A 15,641-nucleotide genomic window follows, 5' to 3' on the forward strand; every position below is an offset into this window, starting at 1 on the left:
ATGACTGGACCCTCGGCCCGCAGGGGTCACTGTTTCACCCCGGTCGCCGGTGCGACTCAATTGTGGCTCAATTCTCGGACAACGACCCCTGTGGACACTGAGTATCCGTGTTAAGACTAGAATGCTTGAACACCCGAAAAAGAATAGTTCTGCAGCCATGGTGGAACGCTGACTTCCGGTCATGCCGCAAGAGTGGCGAACGCCCATGGAACGCATCCTGTCGATGGGGGAAGGCGGCATCAGTTGCCTGCTTTTGGCGGAGGGCCCGTCAGGAACCGGAAAGAGCCATTCCTGGAGCCACCGCCCGAACCGATGCGGCCATGGCGCCCGCGGCGAGTCCGTACACGGCCATTTATCACCTACGCAAGATGTTCGGCACACTCAGCGTCCGATCACGCAGCGAACTCGCGGGCACGATCAGGCCGAGACTATGGGAGGCGCCATGACCGCCACGACGGACACTTTCACCGACGCCATCGGCGGGCTCGGGGACACCGAGTGGGACCGGCTCGCCGACGGCAGGTTCTACTCGTCGGCGCTGTGGCTGCGGGTGTGCGCTCTCGACCCCGGGTCGGTCTCCGGCGGACTGCACGTGGCGACACCGGGCGGCGGCCGGGCCGCGATCCCCGTGGCGGCGGTGACCGACGAGCCCACCCCAGGCATGCGGTGGCACGACCTGCTTGCCGCGCGCGGCCTGCCGGCGCCCGAGCCGGGCGGCCTGCTCATCGGCCAGCGCCGCGGCTACCTGGCGCACCTGCTGACCGGTGAGGGAACCGATCGGACCGAGGCCGCCGCCGAGGTGCTCGACGCGGTCCGCGCGCTGCGCTCACCCCTGCACGAGGAGTCAAAGATCGCCCGTGTGGCGATGTACCTGACCACCGAGGACGTGGGGGCGCTGCGCGCGGCGGGGGTGCTGACCGCCCCGGTCGCGCTGACGACCGACGCCTGGATCGAGATCCCGCCCGGCGGCTACCCCGCCTGGCTGGAATCGCTGTCGTCGCGCCGGGCCCGCAGTATCCGCAGCGAGATACGGAAGTTCGAGAAGGCCGGATACGAGGTGGAGCACCGGACGCTCGCCGAGTCCTGGCAGGACGTCGCCCGGCTGCTGGCCCGTTCGCTACTGCGCTACGGCAGAACTGTCGACGTGGCCCCGATGGCCGAGTCCTTCCGCAAGCAGGGTGAACTCGCCGGTTCGCGCGCCGAAGTGGCGCTGTGTTCGCGCCCCGGCGAACCGCCCGTCGGCTTCTGCCTGTACTACCGTTGTGGTGACATCGTGTACCTGCGGGCGCACGGCCTCGACCACGACCAACTCGTCTCGGCAGCCGAGTACTTCAACATCACCTACTACATGGCGGCGCGGCTCCCGGGAGTGCGCTGGCTGCACGCGGGCGCCGGGACCGCGGAAGGAAAGGCACTGCGCGGCGCGACGCTCCGGCCGCTGTGGCTGCTGGACCTGTCCGAGGACAGTCCGCTGGCCGGGTACGACGAGGAGATCCGCGAGCACAACCGCGCCCTGCTCGCCGGCCTGCGCGACTCCTCGCCCGCGATTTCCGACGCCCTGGATTGCGAGCTCTGGAAGCCGTACTGCTGAGGCCAACTACCGCCGCAGCAAAAGGAGTCTGCCGACTCTTCCGGATCTGGAGCGCGAGCTGCCCGCAGTGCAGCAGCTGCCGGATCCGGTAGATCATGCTGCGGAAGCCGGGGGCGTTGCGGCGCAGCGCTTCGAGGTGGCCGTTGATGGCTTCGGTAAATCCGTTGGATGCTCGGTGCTCGAAGTAGTCCAGGACGTCTTCGCGGCGCCGATGCAGGGTCCGAGCTGCACGCGGACAGGGCAGGTGGCCCGCAGTTCCTCGTGCCACTGCGCGATATGCGGTGCGGCAGCACGGTGTCGGTCAGCGAGATGCCGGACATCGCGTGGGCGTTGAGGTGCATCAGCGTGTGGTGCAGCTCGTCCACCATGGCCTGGGCGAGCGAAGCCTCCAGGGCCGACCCGCCCATGGACGGGAACTCGCCCTCGATGACGCACGCGAAGGCGGGACGGGCGATGCGCTGCTTCGCCCTGATGGTGGTCAGACTCGCCCGAGACCCCGCTCCTGGAACCGGGCACGTTACCAGGGCCTGCCTCCCGCGTCGGGGCATCGACGGACTCGCACGGAGTCGGCGAACGCTCGGGGAGAGGCGGGCCCTGGACGTCTGCGGCGGTCGGTCACGCCGCCGGTCCGGTCGGCTTCAGGTCCAACTCACGACCGTCTGGGGATCGGTGAACCCCATGATGAAGGACACCGTCGTGCGGTTGCCGGCGTTGGCGTCCACCGCGTGCACAAAAGCACCGTTGAAGGCGTAGACGTCACCCTCACGGATGTCCAGGCGCAGTTCCTCGAAGTCCGCCAGGGCCTCGGCCTGGTAGGGCAGCCCCGTCAGCTCGATGCCGAGCGAGCGCCGGGTCGCGTCGTCGGGGCGGATGTTCCACATCACCAGCCGTCCGCCGGCGGTGTGTTCGGTGCACATGTTTACCGCGCAGATCTGGTGGTCCAGGACCCGTTGGATCTCGAAGCCGTCTTGTCGCGGGTCCTTGCACTGCGCTTCGTCCTCGTGCGGGTCGAGGGAGAAGTCGCCCTCCTTGTCCCACGCGCGGATCAGCGCGGCGCACGCCGAGCGGCCGTTCATCCGGGCCACCCGCAGGGACGCGCCCTCCTTCCGCAGGGCCTCGTCCACGCCCTGGCGGAACACGTGCCAGGGCGAGTCCGGGGCGTCGATCACCCGCCCGACGTGCTCGGCGACCACGGCGGACTCGTCGAGATAGGTATCGACATCCTTGTTCCAGTGGTAGGCGCCGACGAAGTGCGAGGGCTCGCCCTCGCGATGCTGTCGGGCGGGGCTGGCCCAGAATCGTTCGGTCAGGTCCTTGCGCGCCGCCGGTGGTATGACGTCCCGGAAGATCACTCCCAGCCTGCGGCCGTGAAGGACGTCCAGAACGAGCTCGTAGTCGAGTTCGCCGCGCTCCTCGAAGCGGAAGAATTCCGGATCGGCCTGCTGTCCGCTCAGCCGCATCTTGCTCTGCTGCATCTGTTCTCTCTCTTTCACTTGTACACCACTGCTCTCACGGAGCCGGGGTTGGGAGAATGCCAGCGGCTCAAAGCCCCCGGACCCGCCGGGTCACGAAGGTCACCCCCACCACGTAACCGTTCAGGTCATGCTGCTCGCCGTAGCGGATGAGGCGGCTGGTGCGGTGGATAAAGTCACGGCCCGAGCAGTTCAGCGGAGTGCGGCACAGCGGGCCGGCCCGCGCGCTCAACTCGCCCGAGGTGAATCGGTAATGCGCGTCCCGGGCGTCCGGATTGGCGTACTGGCCGGGCTGATTGACCGAGTCGAGCTCGACCAGCAGTTCCTGCATTCGGGACGGTCGATTCTTCACCGTAGAAAGCCAGGGTCAACGCAAAATTGCCGGACGACGACTCGACCACCCTGGGGTCGTGCGCTACCTCCCCGCGACCGATCGCCTGTTCCGGAATCCACAGTGGCGAGCGGTCTTTGCTGCTTCCGGCGGGATTGCGGAATTCCAGCTCGGCGACGATGTCGCACTGCTCGTCCGCCAGGGTAATCAGTGGGGTTCCCGAGAGGCCCTTGCGGATTTCCTTTGCCCGTTCGAGCAGGGATTTATCAGCATGCCTGTAAGCATGCGCCGAGTGTGGCACGGGATCGGTCGAGGCGGCTCAACCGCGACTCAAGTGCGATGGCGCGTGCTCAACCCTGCTCCTCGTACTCGACGTACAGCGTCCGGGCGAGGTGGTCGCGGTACGACTCGGCCTCGGCGTCCGACCCGTGGCGGGAGAGCACGATCACGGGATATCCGGAGAAGTCCGGGTAGGGGTGCAACAGTGCGCCGGGGCCCATGGTCTGAACCACGTAGTCCACCCGCGGGTCGGTACGCACCGAGTCCAGGCCGTGTACATGCTTGATCCGTCCGCCGCTTCCGACCGGCACTTGATAGGCCGCCACGTGACCGGCCGGCACCGGCTCCGCACGCCAGCACAGCGGTTCCCGGCCGAGGTGGATGCGCAGCGCGTCGGCGGCCACGTCGATCCCGCTGCTGACGTGGGCGAGGTGGGCCATGTAGCCCCCGCCGCCGATGCGCGCGCCCATCTCCAGCAGCACCGGGCGCACCCCGCCGACCAGCCGCAGTTCGGTGTGCGTGGTGCCTTCCGTGACACCGAAGGCGTGGTGGGCACCGATCACCTCCGCCTCGACCGCAGCGAGTATCTCGGCGGGCAGTTGGGCGGGGGCCCGCAACGTGGTCTCCTGGAAGTAGGGCCCCGTCAGCTCCCCTTTCCAGCTGATGGCACAGACCCGTACCTGCCCGTGGTACACGAGGGATTCGGCGGAGATCTCCGGACCGTCCAGGTACTCCTCGACCAGCACGCCGGCTTCCGCGGCCAATCCGTCGTCGGCGCCCAGGTGGGCTTCGACGAGCTTCCAGGTGCGGGCCACGGCCTGCTCGAGGCTGTCCTTGTCATCCACACGGATCACACCGAAGCTGGAGTGCCCGTTCACTGGCTTGATCACGACGGGGAACCGCAAGGTCAGCGCGTCGGTCCAGCCGTCCGGATCCTCGATGACCACGAAGCCGGGCGCGCTCAGACCCGCCTCCAGCAGGTGATGGCGCATGCTGCGCTTGTCGCGCACCACGGTCGCCGCTTCCTCGGTCAGGCCGGTGAGGCCCAACTCCCCGGCGGCGCGCGCCACGAACGGCACGGCCTGCTCGTTGCCCGCCATGATCCCGTCGAAGGGCTCCCGCCGGTAACGGTCGGCGAGCGCGGACAGCGCGGCTTCCGGGTCTCCTTCGATGTCCAGCGGCAGCAACTCGACCACCGCGGCGGCCCGCCCGGCGGACTCCTCCGTGTCGTCCCCCCTGGGGACGAGGATCAAGTCGATGTCGGCGCGCTTGGCGGCTTCGAACACCCAGGGGTACATGGACAGCTGACCGACGAGGACGAGCTTCGGGCGTTTTGACATGGCGGTTCTCCAAGGTTCGGCTGCGTGGGCGGGTCCGGGCAACGGAGCCGCGGAACGTACCGGTGGCGTACGTCTCCACGCTTCGTGTGAATTCCTCGAACTGCACCGGGGGGGGTGGCCCAGCGCGCTGATCAGCCCGCGGAAAGAGAGTCACGCTCCTCTTCCAAGCCTTTGCGGACGCTGCTGACAAAGATTCTCACGCTACGGTGTTTCCACTGAGGAAAGCTTCGTTTCTGAGCCTGGCATTCGGCCTCGATTCGCTGAAGCGGCCGCCGCGCACCACGCGCTGGAGACGCGGGGTGACGACGGGCGAGGTGGTACTGGAGCCGTGACCGTCAGGCGGAGCACATGACCGGCGCGCTGGTCGGCCGCGCCGCGAACGGGCGTATCCCAGGCTCCCATTCGTAGGAGAACCGGCCGTTCACGCACGGGTGCTGCGCGCGCAGCAGGTAGCTCTCCGCCAGCTCCTCCAGCAGGTCCTCGGCCTGCTGGTCGCTGATCCCCAGGGCCGCTGCTACAAGCGCCGGCGTGAGCCGATCGGGGACGCCGGGAGACAACAGCGCGTACGCCAGGGGCAGTAACTCGGCGGGCAGCGTCGCGAGCGTCCGGTCGAATCCGGCCCGCACGCCCGGCAGATCGCTGTCGGCGCCCCCGGACGCGAGGACCCAGGCAGTGGCCTGCCGGGCCGTCCAGTGCGGGCGGCGGCGCAACTGCGAGGCGACCGCGAAGAGCACGCCCGGCAGCCCCCGGCACAACCGGGCCAGCCGTCGCAGCCCCTCCGGGTCCATGGTGATCCGGTGTCTCGGCACGGAGGATGCCAGCAGGTGCAGACAGTCGTCGAAGGGCAGTCCGGCCAGTTCGACGTGGACCGCCGACGAGGACACGAACAGCCGCCGACGGCTGCCGATCACCACGCCGCAGCCGACGCCGGACGGCAGCAGCGGCGTCAAGTCCCGTACGTCGCACACGTCGTCGAGCACCACCAGGACGCGGAGGTCGGCGGTCCAGGTACGGAACAGCAGACTCAGGTCGGTCGTGCCCAGTCGCAACTGCTCCTCCGTCGCGCCGAGTCCACGCAGGAACGAGCGGAGGATCTCGGCGGGCCGCACCCGCCGGCCGGCACTGTCACGGAGACGCGCGTAGAGCCGTCCGTCCGGGTAGTGACCGCTCACCTGATGCGCGGCGTGCAGGCACAGCTCGCTCTTCCCCGTGCCGGGGGCGCCCCCCACGATCACGAGCGGCCGGTCCTCCCGCGCCCGGCCGGCCAGCACCGCGGTGAGGCGTGCCAGCTGGTTGGCGCGTCCGGTCAGACGCTCGCGCGGGGCGGGCAGATGGCAGGGCGCCCGCGTGGTGGCGGTCACGGCCGTGAGCCGCCCGGCGGGACGCAGCAGCGCCTCGTCCGACGTGAGCACGGCCGTGTGCAGGGCCTGGAGTTGGGGCGAAGGGTCGAGACCCAGCTCGGTGGCGATCCGCTCGCGTGCCCGCCGGTAGACCTGGAGCGCCTCCGCCCGCCGGTCCATGCGGTAGAGAGCCGTCATCAGATTGCCCTGGGCCCGCTCGTCCGTCGGTTCCCGCCCGGCCATCGAGGTGAGTTCGCCGAGCACCTCGTGGTGCCGGCCGAGGTGCAGGTCGGATTCGATCCGCAGGTGGTGTGCGCTGGTACGCAACTCCTTCAGGCGGACCGCCTCGGCCTTCAGCGTGGGCCCCTTGCGTACGTCCACCAGGGCGTCGTCCCGCCACAGCTGCAGCGCCGCGGCGGCCGTGTCACGGGCCCGGGCGAAGTCCTCGTCACCGAACTCCGCTCGGGCACGGGCGAGCAACGGCTCGCACCGGAAGACGTCCACGTGGTCGGCGGGCAGCGACAGCTGGTAGCCGCCGTCGACCGTGCCCAGCAGCGGCCCGGCCGCCCGTACCGCGCCGCCACTCCTCGGATTGCCGAGGGAGAACCGCTTCCTGAGCTGGTACACATACGTCTGCAGCGCGGTGTGCGCGCTGGCCGGCGGGTTGTCGTTCCACAGCTCGTCCATGAGTTGCTCGAAGGGCACCACCCGGCCCGCGTTCAGCACGAGCATTGCCAGTGTCTGACGTACTTTCTGGGCGGCCGGCGCCATGTCGACGCGGTCATCGTCCCCGTAGGCCTGGAGCGGCCCGAGAAGGTTGATTCTCATGAAATTCGCCCTGCCTCATGTTCGTTCGGTCCCCGTCAGACCGGCCGGCGACGCCACCGCCAGGCCCGAGCACCCGGGCCGGGCGGTGTGGATGTGCTCGGCCGCCCGGTGTCAGGAACTCCTGGACCCGGCTACCGCGGCCAGGGTCGGGTGGTGTCGGGCAACGATGTCGGGGAAGGAGCGGATCAGCCCCTTCATGACGTTGTCGCCGTAGAGGGCGAACAACGGGTTGCCGGCGACGTCGATGACTCCGCCGGCACCCTCGACATAGGGGCTGGGCAGTGGCTGCATCGTGGCGTCCAGCCGAGGGTTGTAGAAGAAGGGAATGGAGTAGCGGTTGACGCCCGGGGCGGGCCGGATCACCCGGTGGAGGGTGGCACGCACGTAGCCCCTCGTCGCCACCTCCAGCAGCTCTCCCAGGTTGACCACGAACGCCCCCGGGATCACCGGCACGTCGGCGAACTGGTCGTCGTCGACCGCGACCTGGAGGCCGCCGTTGTCGTCCTGGACGAGCAGGGTGAGCAGCCCGAGGTCGTTGTGGATGCCGGTCCCCTGGCCGGAGCCCGCGTTCTCGTCCGCCTGCGCGGGACCGGGGTAGTGCAGGAGTTTGAGGTGGATCTGCGGATCCGGATCGACCACATCGTCCAGGAACCCGGCGGGGGCGTCGAGCGACTCGAGCATCAGCCGTAGCAGTTGATGTGACAGATCGGTCAGCCGGGCGATCCATGACTCGATGGCCGGGCGCAGCTCGGGCATCGCCTCGGGCCACTCGTTCGGGCCGATCAGGCACCGGTAGGCGGGATCGCCGGGCGCGGACGTCCTCGCGGGCTGCTCCGGCCCGATGTCCAGCTGCTGGCGCTGGTCGGGAATACCCTTGGTGTGTTCGCGGCCGAGTTCGGAGTAGCCGCGGAACAGCGGCGAGTCGAGGATGTTCAGCGCGAGCCGATCGGCCTCGGGCAGGGCGAAGAACCGGCGGGACAGCTCCAGCATGTCGTCGGCGTCCTCGACACCGTGGCCGACGAGCTGGAAGAAGCCGACCTCGTGGATGGCCTCGCGCAATCGGTTCAGGAACTCTGCCCGGGCTTCTTCCGAACCGGCGGCGTCACGCAGGTCGAGCACGGGAACGGGGTCGGTCATGGCAGCTCCTTCGAATGGCTGGTCTGGTAGGTCGTCGGGTCGGTCACGCCGGCGTCCCGGAACGCTTCCTGCCGCTCCCTGCAGGCGGCGCACCGTCCGCACTGCAGCGCGTCGCCACGAAAGCAGCTCCAGGTCTCGGTCCAGGGGACGCCGAGTTCCTCACCGAGCGACACCACGTCGCTCTTGCGCAGCCTGACCAGCGGCGCTGTCAGGGTCAGGTCAGGGTGCGCGTATCCGCGGGTCGCGATCCGCTCCATGGCGAGGAAGGAATCGATGAACGCGGAATTGCTGTCGGGCGCGGCCTGCAGGTCGTCGACCACCCCGACGGCCACCGCTTCCGCCTTCTCGGCGACGGCGACCGCGAAGGCGACGGACAGCAGAAGGGCATTGCGGTTGGGTACGACGTTCGGGCTCTCGCCGGACGACCCACTCTTGTGATCCGGCACGTCGACGGTCGGGTCGGTGAGTGAGGAGCCGCTCAGGAGCTTGCCGACGGGGCTGAGATCGACGACGTCGTGCGGCACCCCGAGCGACCGAGCCGCCTTCGCGGCGAACTCGTGCTCGACGAGATGACGCTGGCCGTAGTTCACGGACAGCAGGTGGAGTGTGTGTCCTTGCGCCTGGAGGTGGTAGGCCATGGTGACCGAGTCCAGGCCGCCGGACACGATTGCGACAGTTTTCGGCATGCGTCGCCTTCCGGCAAACGGAAATGGAGGGAGGATCAGTACGTATGGATCACGGCAGCGGTGTGCTGTGCACCGAAACAGCGGCGGCCGTGAGGGCGTCCGTCACGGCGCCGGCGTGGCCGGGACGAGCAGCCGGGTCGCTTGGTTGCCTTTGCGGTAGGTCAGTTCGACTTCGGGCCGCGGACCGTCCAGCCTCGTGGTGACGGTTCGCTCCTCGCTCCACCCGACCAAGCGGTACTCGTGTCCACCGAGGGCCACCAGCGGGAAGAGGTGCTCCTGGGGAGATCGAATGGCAAGGCCCGTGCCGGTGTCGACGATGCTGAAGGTGGCCTGCGGCTGCGGGCCGGTGAGCGACCCGAACTCCTCCACCTCCAGCAGGTGCGCCGGCGCGTCGAACGAACACCGCGCAGCTTCCCGCTCTCGGTCGGTCGTGGCCACGGCCGGACGGTTGTAGAGCACATCCGAGCCGTTGAAGTAGTCGGCCCAGTCAGCCGGGAACAGCTGTGCGAGCTCCGGTGTGACGAGCACGTCCACGACGAGATGCACCCGATGCTCGGGACCGAGGTTCTGGATCTGGTGCTTGCGGCTGAAGTCGCCGAACCAGAACTCACCGGGCTGCCAGCGATAGATCTCTCCGTCGAGGTCCAGCGAGGCTTCCTCGTGGGTGATGACCGGGATGTGCAGCCGGGCCACACCCCAGTCCGGGGCGAACTTGGAATCGGAATGGAGGTATCCGATGACGCCGGGTCCAAGATCCAAGAATCGGGCCGCGTAGAGGGGTCCGGGAATCGAGCGCAGGACCTCCCGCACGTACGGCATGTGGTCCAGCCACTCGGTGTCGGCGAACTCCGCGCTGCCGGCGCCCCCCGCGTCGGTACGTGTCTTGTCACCACCGGGGCTGCGCACCGGGAGGCAGCGCCAGTCCTGCTCGGCCCACCTGGACACTCGCCCGTTCTCGTACGAGCTCTGCTCATCCCACAGGTGGTCGCGCGCAGTCATGAGGTCGGCCACCAGCCGGTCGGCGTCCAGCTCGGGGAGCAGGCGAGCCGCTCCCGCAGGCGTCGAGGAGCCATTTTCGTTCATCGTTGTCCTTTCATGTCGACCGGACCGGAGCGGCGGGGTACTTCGACAGCAGTGAGACCGCGACGACGGTCCCGCGGGCACCTGGCAGGGCCATGAATTCGCGATAGCCCTGCAGCGCTCCCGAACCGTGCGATCCCGTCGCCGCACCACCTGGATCGCTCACTGCTTTCGCTGTCTGAGTCGGATGCTCGTCACGCCCGGAGCAAGTCGAACAGCTCGCCCCGGAGCCCGGGGTCCGTGCTGAACTCCCCGCGATATGCGGTCGATGTCATCTGCGCGGCAGCCTTGATGCCGCGCATCGACATGCAAAGGTGCTCGCCCTTCGCTATGACCGCGACGTCCGGGGTGCCGCTCAGGGTGCTGATCTCGAGCGCGATCTGGTCCACGAGGCGCTCCTGGACCTGCAGCTTGTGCGCGTACTGATGGGCGACCCTGGCAAACTTCGACAGGCCGAGCAGTTGCCCCGTCGGGCGGTACGCGATCGTCACGGAGCAGTTGAACGGCAGGAGGTGGTGCTCGCACAGCGACCAGACCTGAATGTCCGAGACGACTACGAGCTGGCTCGTGCCGATGGACTCGAAAAGAGTGCCCAGCGAACCCGGGTCGTAGTTGATGAACTCTCGCCACCAGCGGGCGAACCGCGCAGGTGTGTCGCGCAGTCCGTCGCGATTCGGGTCCTCGCCGATCTCCTCCAGCAGTCGGCGGGCGATCTCGACCAGTGGATCCTCGGTCGTCCTCGGCGCTGACGGGTCACCATCGAGGTCCAATTCTGTCACCGACATGCGGTCACCTTTCGTTCGGGCTTCGGCGTTACTGACCTCACGGCCGGTACTCGGCCCAAGTCTTGGGGGTTTCTGAGATACGCACGCAGGTCAACTCGGGGAACTCCACTGACCATGTCTTGTAAACCCAGGCTGCCATATTCTCAGCCGTCGGGTTTTCGTCCATCACATCGTTCAGATGCCGATGATCAAGATGATTGTCGAGCCAGACCTTGAATGCGGACAGTTCTCCGTAGTCTCGAACGAAGCCCACGGGCAACAGATCCGTATCGTCGGCTCCGAGCTCCAACTCGATCACATAGTTGTGCCCGTGCATCCGGGCACACTGATGTTCAGGAGCAAGGCCGGCGAGCTGATGACTGGCCGAGAATTCAAATTTCTTCGTGATTCGAAAAGCCATCGATCCGAGTTCCCTTCTCCTTTGCGTGTGCTGTTGCTCACACGCCGCGTTTTTCGTCCCACAACAAGGTGTGCAGTCTGGTTGTCAGGTTCCAGCCGCGCTTCACCACCGCGTCGGCCAACTCGCTCATGTGTTTTGTGACATCGTCGGCGGTACGCCCGATCGGCATGATCCATACCGAGGGCAGTTCGAAGGTGGCAACCAGCTGGGCCACTTCGTCGAGATCGCCGGTGTTCTGGCAGACGAACTTGAACGTGCTTCCCGGAAGTGCCGAAAGACTGGTGAGTGCGGCAGGGACGATCCTGCGCTGCAGGGGGTCGCCCGAGTGCGACAGCTTCGGCGAGACGTTGAACCTGACGCCGGCGGCGATGAGTTCGGGGTGCGCGGCGTGCGTCCCGTTGGTCTCGATCTCGATCTCTTTACCGCGTCCGGTCAGTTCTGCCACCAGCGGAATCAGTCGCTCTTGCTGACCCAGGGGCTCACCGCCGGAGATCACGATCAGCTCGGTGTCGAATCCGAGCAATTCTGCGACGACCTCTTCGACCGGGCGGCGGTGCAGCTCCTTACGCGGATCGTGGGCGACCCCGCTCTCAGCGGCTCCGGTCCAGTCCCACGTGTATGGCGTATCGCACCACGAGCACGACAGGTTGCACCCGCCGAGTCGCAGGAACGCGCACCTGCGTCCCAGGGACCGACCCTCGCCCTGGATGGTCGGACCGAAGATTTCGTTCACTACGAGATCCTGCTCCATGGCGCACCGTTTCCTATGAGTGGGACGGGTCGACGGCCGCCGGCTTCTGCGCCTGCACTATGAACCAATGCCGACTCAGCCGGACGCCCTGATCGTCGGTCACCGCGGCGACATATCGATCGAACACCTCTTTGTCCGCCGCGGAATCGTAGTTCTCGACGATCGGCACTTGGTGCAGAAAAGTGTCCAGATCGCCCGCCGAGTGGTAGAACTCCTCGAACCGGAACGCCTGGTTTCTTGTCACAACGAAGCCTGCATCGGACAGTTCTTGAGCAATCCCCTCCGACAAGGGCCTGCCGTTCCAGCTGCCGAAGTCCTGGCCGCGACCGAACGCTTCCTTCAGCTCGCGCGCGTCCTGCTCCCCGATCCCCATGTACATCACGACCCCACCGGGGCGCAGCACCCGCTCGAATTCACGGGCCATCAGCGGACCGCGGCGGGAAGTGACCACATCGGCGTACCCATCGGGCAGCCCCGTGTGGGCCGCGTCGCACAGTTCAAACGTGACGTGCGACAGACCTGCCTCCGCTCGATACCGCGCGGCGCATTCCAGCATCGACGTCGACAGATCTATCCCGGTTACGGCGCCGTACGTACGAGAGATGCGCAACAAACTACGCCCGTCGGCGCAGCCGACATCCAGCAGTCGGGCGTGCGGCGCTCCCAGTGCGGTCGCCAGTTCATCGAAGACGGCGTCGGGACGGCCGTCGGGGAATACGTCGGTGCTCCGCGCATCGCTCAAGTAGCCGCCGAACCGCTCGGCCACCCGGGAGTAGAACTCCGCGTCCATCGTCATCGGCCGTGCACCTTCCCCTGAGCCACGGTCAAGGAGAGGCCCTGGTGCGCACGCACCGGTTCCTTCCTCTTCCGTGGGAACTCCCTGACAAGGTCTACCGCTGCTGTCGAGGGAGTCTTTGTGCTGCGCTGCGATTCGGTTTCCGGGACGCCGAACGCGGCGGGCGTCACCACGTCCCGGGTCACTACGGTCATTCGGACCACTCCTTGAGGCCGTCCCCTGAAGGGGCGCCGAGGTCGGCAGGACCCAATCTCCGGTGTCGCCCTATCGGCCCGGCATCACGGCGCATCCACGGCGGGACGGGGCCGGGATAAGACGGTGATAGCGCGGGCATGCGGCCGCGATGGGCATCTGGCCCACGCTGGTTCCAGCAACGCCCGGACAGATTGCGTAACGGGTGGCGAAGGGAGGAGAACTGAATGGCCATCAAGAAGCTGCCGGCTGCCGCGGGGGCCGTCGTCGTGCTGATCCTGGGCGCTGTAGGACATCAGCACGGCGTGGAGCAGGGCCCGGTCGCCGTGACGCCTGCCGACGGCCCACCCGCCGACAACACGCCGTGGACGTGACCGGCCGGCATGTCTCCTGGTGTCAGCTGACCGATGTCACGGGCTTGCCCAGGATGGCAACGATGTCGGCTCGTACGGCAGCGGCTCCGCTGTGGTCGAGGATCCGTTCGCGGATTCTGGCTGCTTGCGAGTAGTACTGGAGGGCTTGTTCCAGGCGACGCAGATCGACATTGACCCGGCCGAGGTCGTGCAGCACATAGCCTTCTCCGACCAGGTCGCCGCGCGCCCTGACCATGGCGAGGACTTCGAGCAGGGTCCGCTCCGCCGTCTCGTACTGCTGCTGGTACATCAGCATCTGGCCCAGCCGCCGCAGCACGAGGGCTTGGCCCCGGTCGAAGCCGGCTGACCGGCAGATCCCGAGGGCCTCGTCGAGGTATGAACGGCTTCGCGTGAAGTCTGCTCGCCGCATCGTGATGTGCGCCATCTCGCCGAGCACGTATGCACGGCCGATGACGTCGTGCACCCGCACGAAGTGACGCTCGGCGCTCTCGTAGAGGGCCAGCGCCCCGTCGTCGTCGCCCTGGTGCCGTTCGATGCGCGCCAGGTCACGCAGGCACAGTGCCTGGCCACGCACCTCACCAACCCGCTCGAACATCTCCAGAGCGGTGCTGAGGTAGGGGCCGGCTGCTTCATGCTCGCCCCGGTAGAGGTGCAGGGTCCCCAACGAGCCGAGTACGGCTGCCTGGCCCCGTTCGTTGCCGGCCTCCTGTACCGCGGTCAGCGCTACCTGATGTGTGCGCTGCCAGAGGTCGGGGTAGCCACGGGCCTCGAAGAGCGTCACCAAAGTGGTGGCCAGCTCCCAGCACAACTCGTCCAGCCCGTACCGGGCCGCCAACTCGACCGCGTTCAACAGGTTGGTCTGCTCGCTCTCCAGCCACCCGAGCGGGTCGCGGAGGCACCGCCGGACGAGGTCCTCCGGCGGATGCCACCGTTCGCCCCGGCCCGCCACGATGGTGTACGCACCGCCGTAGATCTCCTTGTGCGCCCGCTCCGCGAGCGCCATCCAGCCACCGACCATACGCCGCACCGCCCCGACACGATCCGCTTCGGGAATCTCCGCAGCCAGCCTTTCGTGGGCCAACATCCTTACGATCTGCGAGAGTCCACCTCGCAACTCCCCGCCCTGGTCCATGGCGGTGATGTCGAGGAGCCGCATGTCGATGAGCGGTTCCAGCAGGTCAGCGGGGTGCGGCGTGCGGTCGTCGATAAGGGCGGCACCCAGCCAGCTCGGAATCTCCGCCCCCTCGGCCAGGCTGAGCAGGCACAACAGGCGACGGTCGGCCGCCGCCAGACCGTCATAGCTGAGTGAAAGACTTGCCCGGATCGACAGCTCGCCGTGTGCCAGCTCGTCCAACCGGCGGTGCTCGTTCTCCAGCCGGTGCCACATGGAGGTCAATGACCAGTGCGGGCGCGCCGCCAGACGCGCGCCGATGATACGCAGCGCGAGCGGCAGACCGCCCACGAAACGTATGAGGACCCGCGCTGCGTCCACCTCACCCTCGATCCGACGCCCCCCAATGATCCGTCCAAGCAGTTGGATGGCCTGTTCCTGGTTCAGCGGCTCCAGGTCGAACCGGCGTGTGCCCGGCAATGCCGTGAGCTGGCTGCGGCTGGTGACCAGCACGCCGCTGCTGCCGGTTCCGGGCAGCAGGGCCGTCACCTGCGACTCGCTCACCGCGTCGTCCAGCAACACCAGGATCCGGCGACCGGCCAGCAGACTGCGATACATCTCCGCGCGCTCGTCAAGCGCATCGGGGATGGCCTCGCCAGGTATGCCCAGCGCTCGGAGGAACCGGCCCAACGCCTGAGCCAGCTCCACCGGTTGTCCGCCCGGCCCTCGCAGGTCGCAGTAGAGCTGCCCGTCCGGGAAGTACTCGGTTGCCAGTCGGTGCGCCACGTGCGTGGCCAACGTGCTTTTGCCGACACCGGGCCTGCCAAGCACCAACGTCACGTTCAGCGGCCCTTTTCCCTGGCCCTCGGTGACGGCGTCGCAGACCGCTGAGACGATCGTGTCGTCGGCTACGAAATCGCCGATGTCGGCGGGCAGTTGCCTCGGGGTGACGACGAGGTCGGGATCGGCACCACGCTCTTGCACCGGCTGAGGGACTTGCGTTGCCACGACGCCACGCGGTTCGGGTTGCTCAGCCAGTGCCAGGCTGGGGCTGTCGGTCAGGATTGCCTGCGCCAGGTCGCGTAGTTCCCTGCCCGGGTCCAGGCCCAGTTCCTCGGTGAGCATCGCGCGGCCCTGGTGGTAGGTAT

The 15,641-nt window shown here is 67.7% G+C and carries 15 protein-coding genes and 1 pseudogene; 2 read left to right on the forward strand and 14 right to left on the reverse strand.

Annotated features, from left to right (window positions below; all coding sequences use genetic code 11):
- Window positions 1-442: 442 nt before the first annotated feature.
- Entirely contained in the window at window positions 443-1,591 is a 1,149-nt protein-coding gene (locus ACWGI6_RS20060; RefSeq protein WP_453268746.1) for a GNAT family N-acetyltransferase, read from the forward strand.
- A 106-nt stretch (window positions 1,592-1,697) separates the two neighbouring features.
- On the opposite strand, the pseudogene ACWGI6_RS20065 reads toward ACWGI6_RS20060, so the two are convergent.
- The 13 genes and pseudogenes from ACWGI6_RS20065 to ACWGI6_RS20125 form a co-directional block, all read right to left on the reverse strand.
- Window positions 1,698-1,859: pseudogene (locus ACWGI6_RS20065) on the reverse strand (transposase); the annotation flags it as partial.
- A gap of 370 nt (window positions 1,860-2,229) precedes the next feature.
- On the reverse strand, window positions 2,230-3,066 hold the full coding sequence (locus ACWGI6_RS20070) for a hypothetical protein (protein WP_453268747.1): 837 nt from the start codon (window positions 3,064-3,066) through the stop codon (window positions 2,230-2,232).
- 67 nt (window positions 3,067-3,133) lie between these two features.
- Window positions 3,134-3,394, reverse strand: coding sequence for a hypothetical protein (locus tag ACWGI6_RS20075; protein WP_453268748.1), 261 nt, complete (start codon window positions 3,392-3,394; stop codon window positions 3,134-3,136).
- A gap of 350 nt (window positions 3,395-3,744) precedes the next feature.
- On the reverse strand, window positions 3,745-5,013 hold the full coding sequence (locus ACWGI6_RS20080) for an ATP-grasp domain-containing protein (RefSeq protein WP_453268749.1): 1,269 nt from the start codon (window positions 5,011-5,013) through the stop codon (window positions 3,745-3,747).
- Between the two features lie 335 nt (window positions 5,014-5,348).
- On the reverse strand, window positions 5,349-7,181 hold the full coding sequence (locus tag ACWGI6_RS20085) for a BTAD domain-containing putative transcriptional regulator (protein WP_453268750.1): 1,833 nt from the start codon (window positions 7,179-7,181) through the stop codon (window positions 5,349-5,351).
- Between the two features lie 111 nt (window positions 7,182-7,292).
- Window positions 7,293-8,318, reverse strand: a complete 1,026-nt coding sequence (locus ACWGI6_RS20090) for an isopenicillin N synthase family dioxygenase (protein ID WP_453268751.1) — start codon at window positions 8,316-8,318, stop codon at window positions 7,293-7,295.
- Window positions 8,315-9,004, reverse strand: coding sequence for a 7-cyano-7-deazaguanine synthase QueC (queC, locus tag ACWGI6_RS20095; RefSeq protein ID WP_453268752.1), 690 nt, complete (start codon window positions 9,002-9,004; stop codon window positions 8,315-8,317). Before queC ends, ACWGI6_RS20090 begins: the two co-directional genes overlap by 4 nt.
- Window positions 9,005-9,106: 102 nt before the next feature.
- Window positions 9,107-10,087: an aspartyl/asparaginyl beta-hydroxylase domain-containing protein gene (locus ACWGI6_RS20100; RefSeq protein ID WP_453268753.1), complete on the reverse strand. Its 981-nt coding sequence runs from the start codon at window positions 10,085-10,087 to the stop codon at window positions 9,107-9,109.
- Between the two features lie 191 nt (window positions 10,088-10,278).
- A complete protein-coding gene (gene folE, locus ACWGI6_RS20105) occupies window positions 10,279-10,869 on the reverse strand; it encodes a GTP cyclohydrolase I (protein ID WP_393908883.1) in 591 nt (196 codons plus the stop codon).
- Between the two features lie 37 nt (window positions 10,870-10,906).
- Window positions 10,907-11,269: a 6-pyruvoyl trahydropterin synthase family protein gene (locus tag ACWGI6_RS20110; protein WP_393908882.1), complete on the reverse strand. Its 363-nt coding sequence runs from the start codon at window positions 11,267-11,269 to the stop codon at window positions 10,907-10,909.
- Between the two features lie 37 nt (window positions 11,270-11,306).
- Complete coding sequence (locus ACWGI6_RS20115) at window positions 11,307-12,020, reverse strand: 7-carboxy-7-deazaguanine synthase QueE (RefSeq protein WP_453268754.1); 714 nt, start codon at window positions 12,018-12,020, stop codon at window positions 11,307-11,309.
- A gap of 13 nt (window positions 12,021-12,033) precedes the next feature.
- Window positions 12,034-12,816 (reverse strand): class I SAM-dependent methyltransferase, encoded by a 783-nt coding sequence (locus ACWGI6_RS20120; protein ID WP_453268755.1) that lies wholly within the window; start codon window positions 12,814-12,816, stop codon window positions 12,034-12,036.
- Window positions 12,813-13,010, reverse strand: coding sequence for a hypothetical protein (locus tag ACWGI6_RS20125; protein ID WP_453268756.1), 198 nt, complete (start codon window positions 13,008-13,010; stop codon window positions 12,813-12,815). Before ACWGI6_RS20125 ends, ACWGI6_RS20120 begins: the two co-directional genes overlap by 4 nt.
- 225 nt (window positions 13,011-13,235) lie before the next feature.
- Between ACWGI6_RS20125 and ACWGI6_RS20130 the strand changes: the two genes are divergently transcribed.
- On the forward strand, window positions 13,236-13,382 hold the full coding sequence (locus tag ACWGI6_RS20130) for a hypothetical protein (protein WP_453268757.1): 147 nt from the start codon (window positions 13,236-13,238) through the stop codon (window positions 13,380-13,382).
- A 22-nt stretch (window positions 13,383-13,404) separates the two neighbouring features.
- Here the strand turns inward: ACWGI6_RS20130 and ACWGI6_RS20135 are convergent.
- On the reverse strand, window positions 13,405-15,641 hold a 2,237-nt coding region (locus ACWGI6_RS20135; protein ID WP_453268758.1), incomplete at its 5' end, for a tetratricopeptide repeat protein.

It is taken from the genome of Streptomyces sp. NPDC054786, from assembly GCF_053611685.1.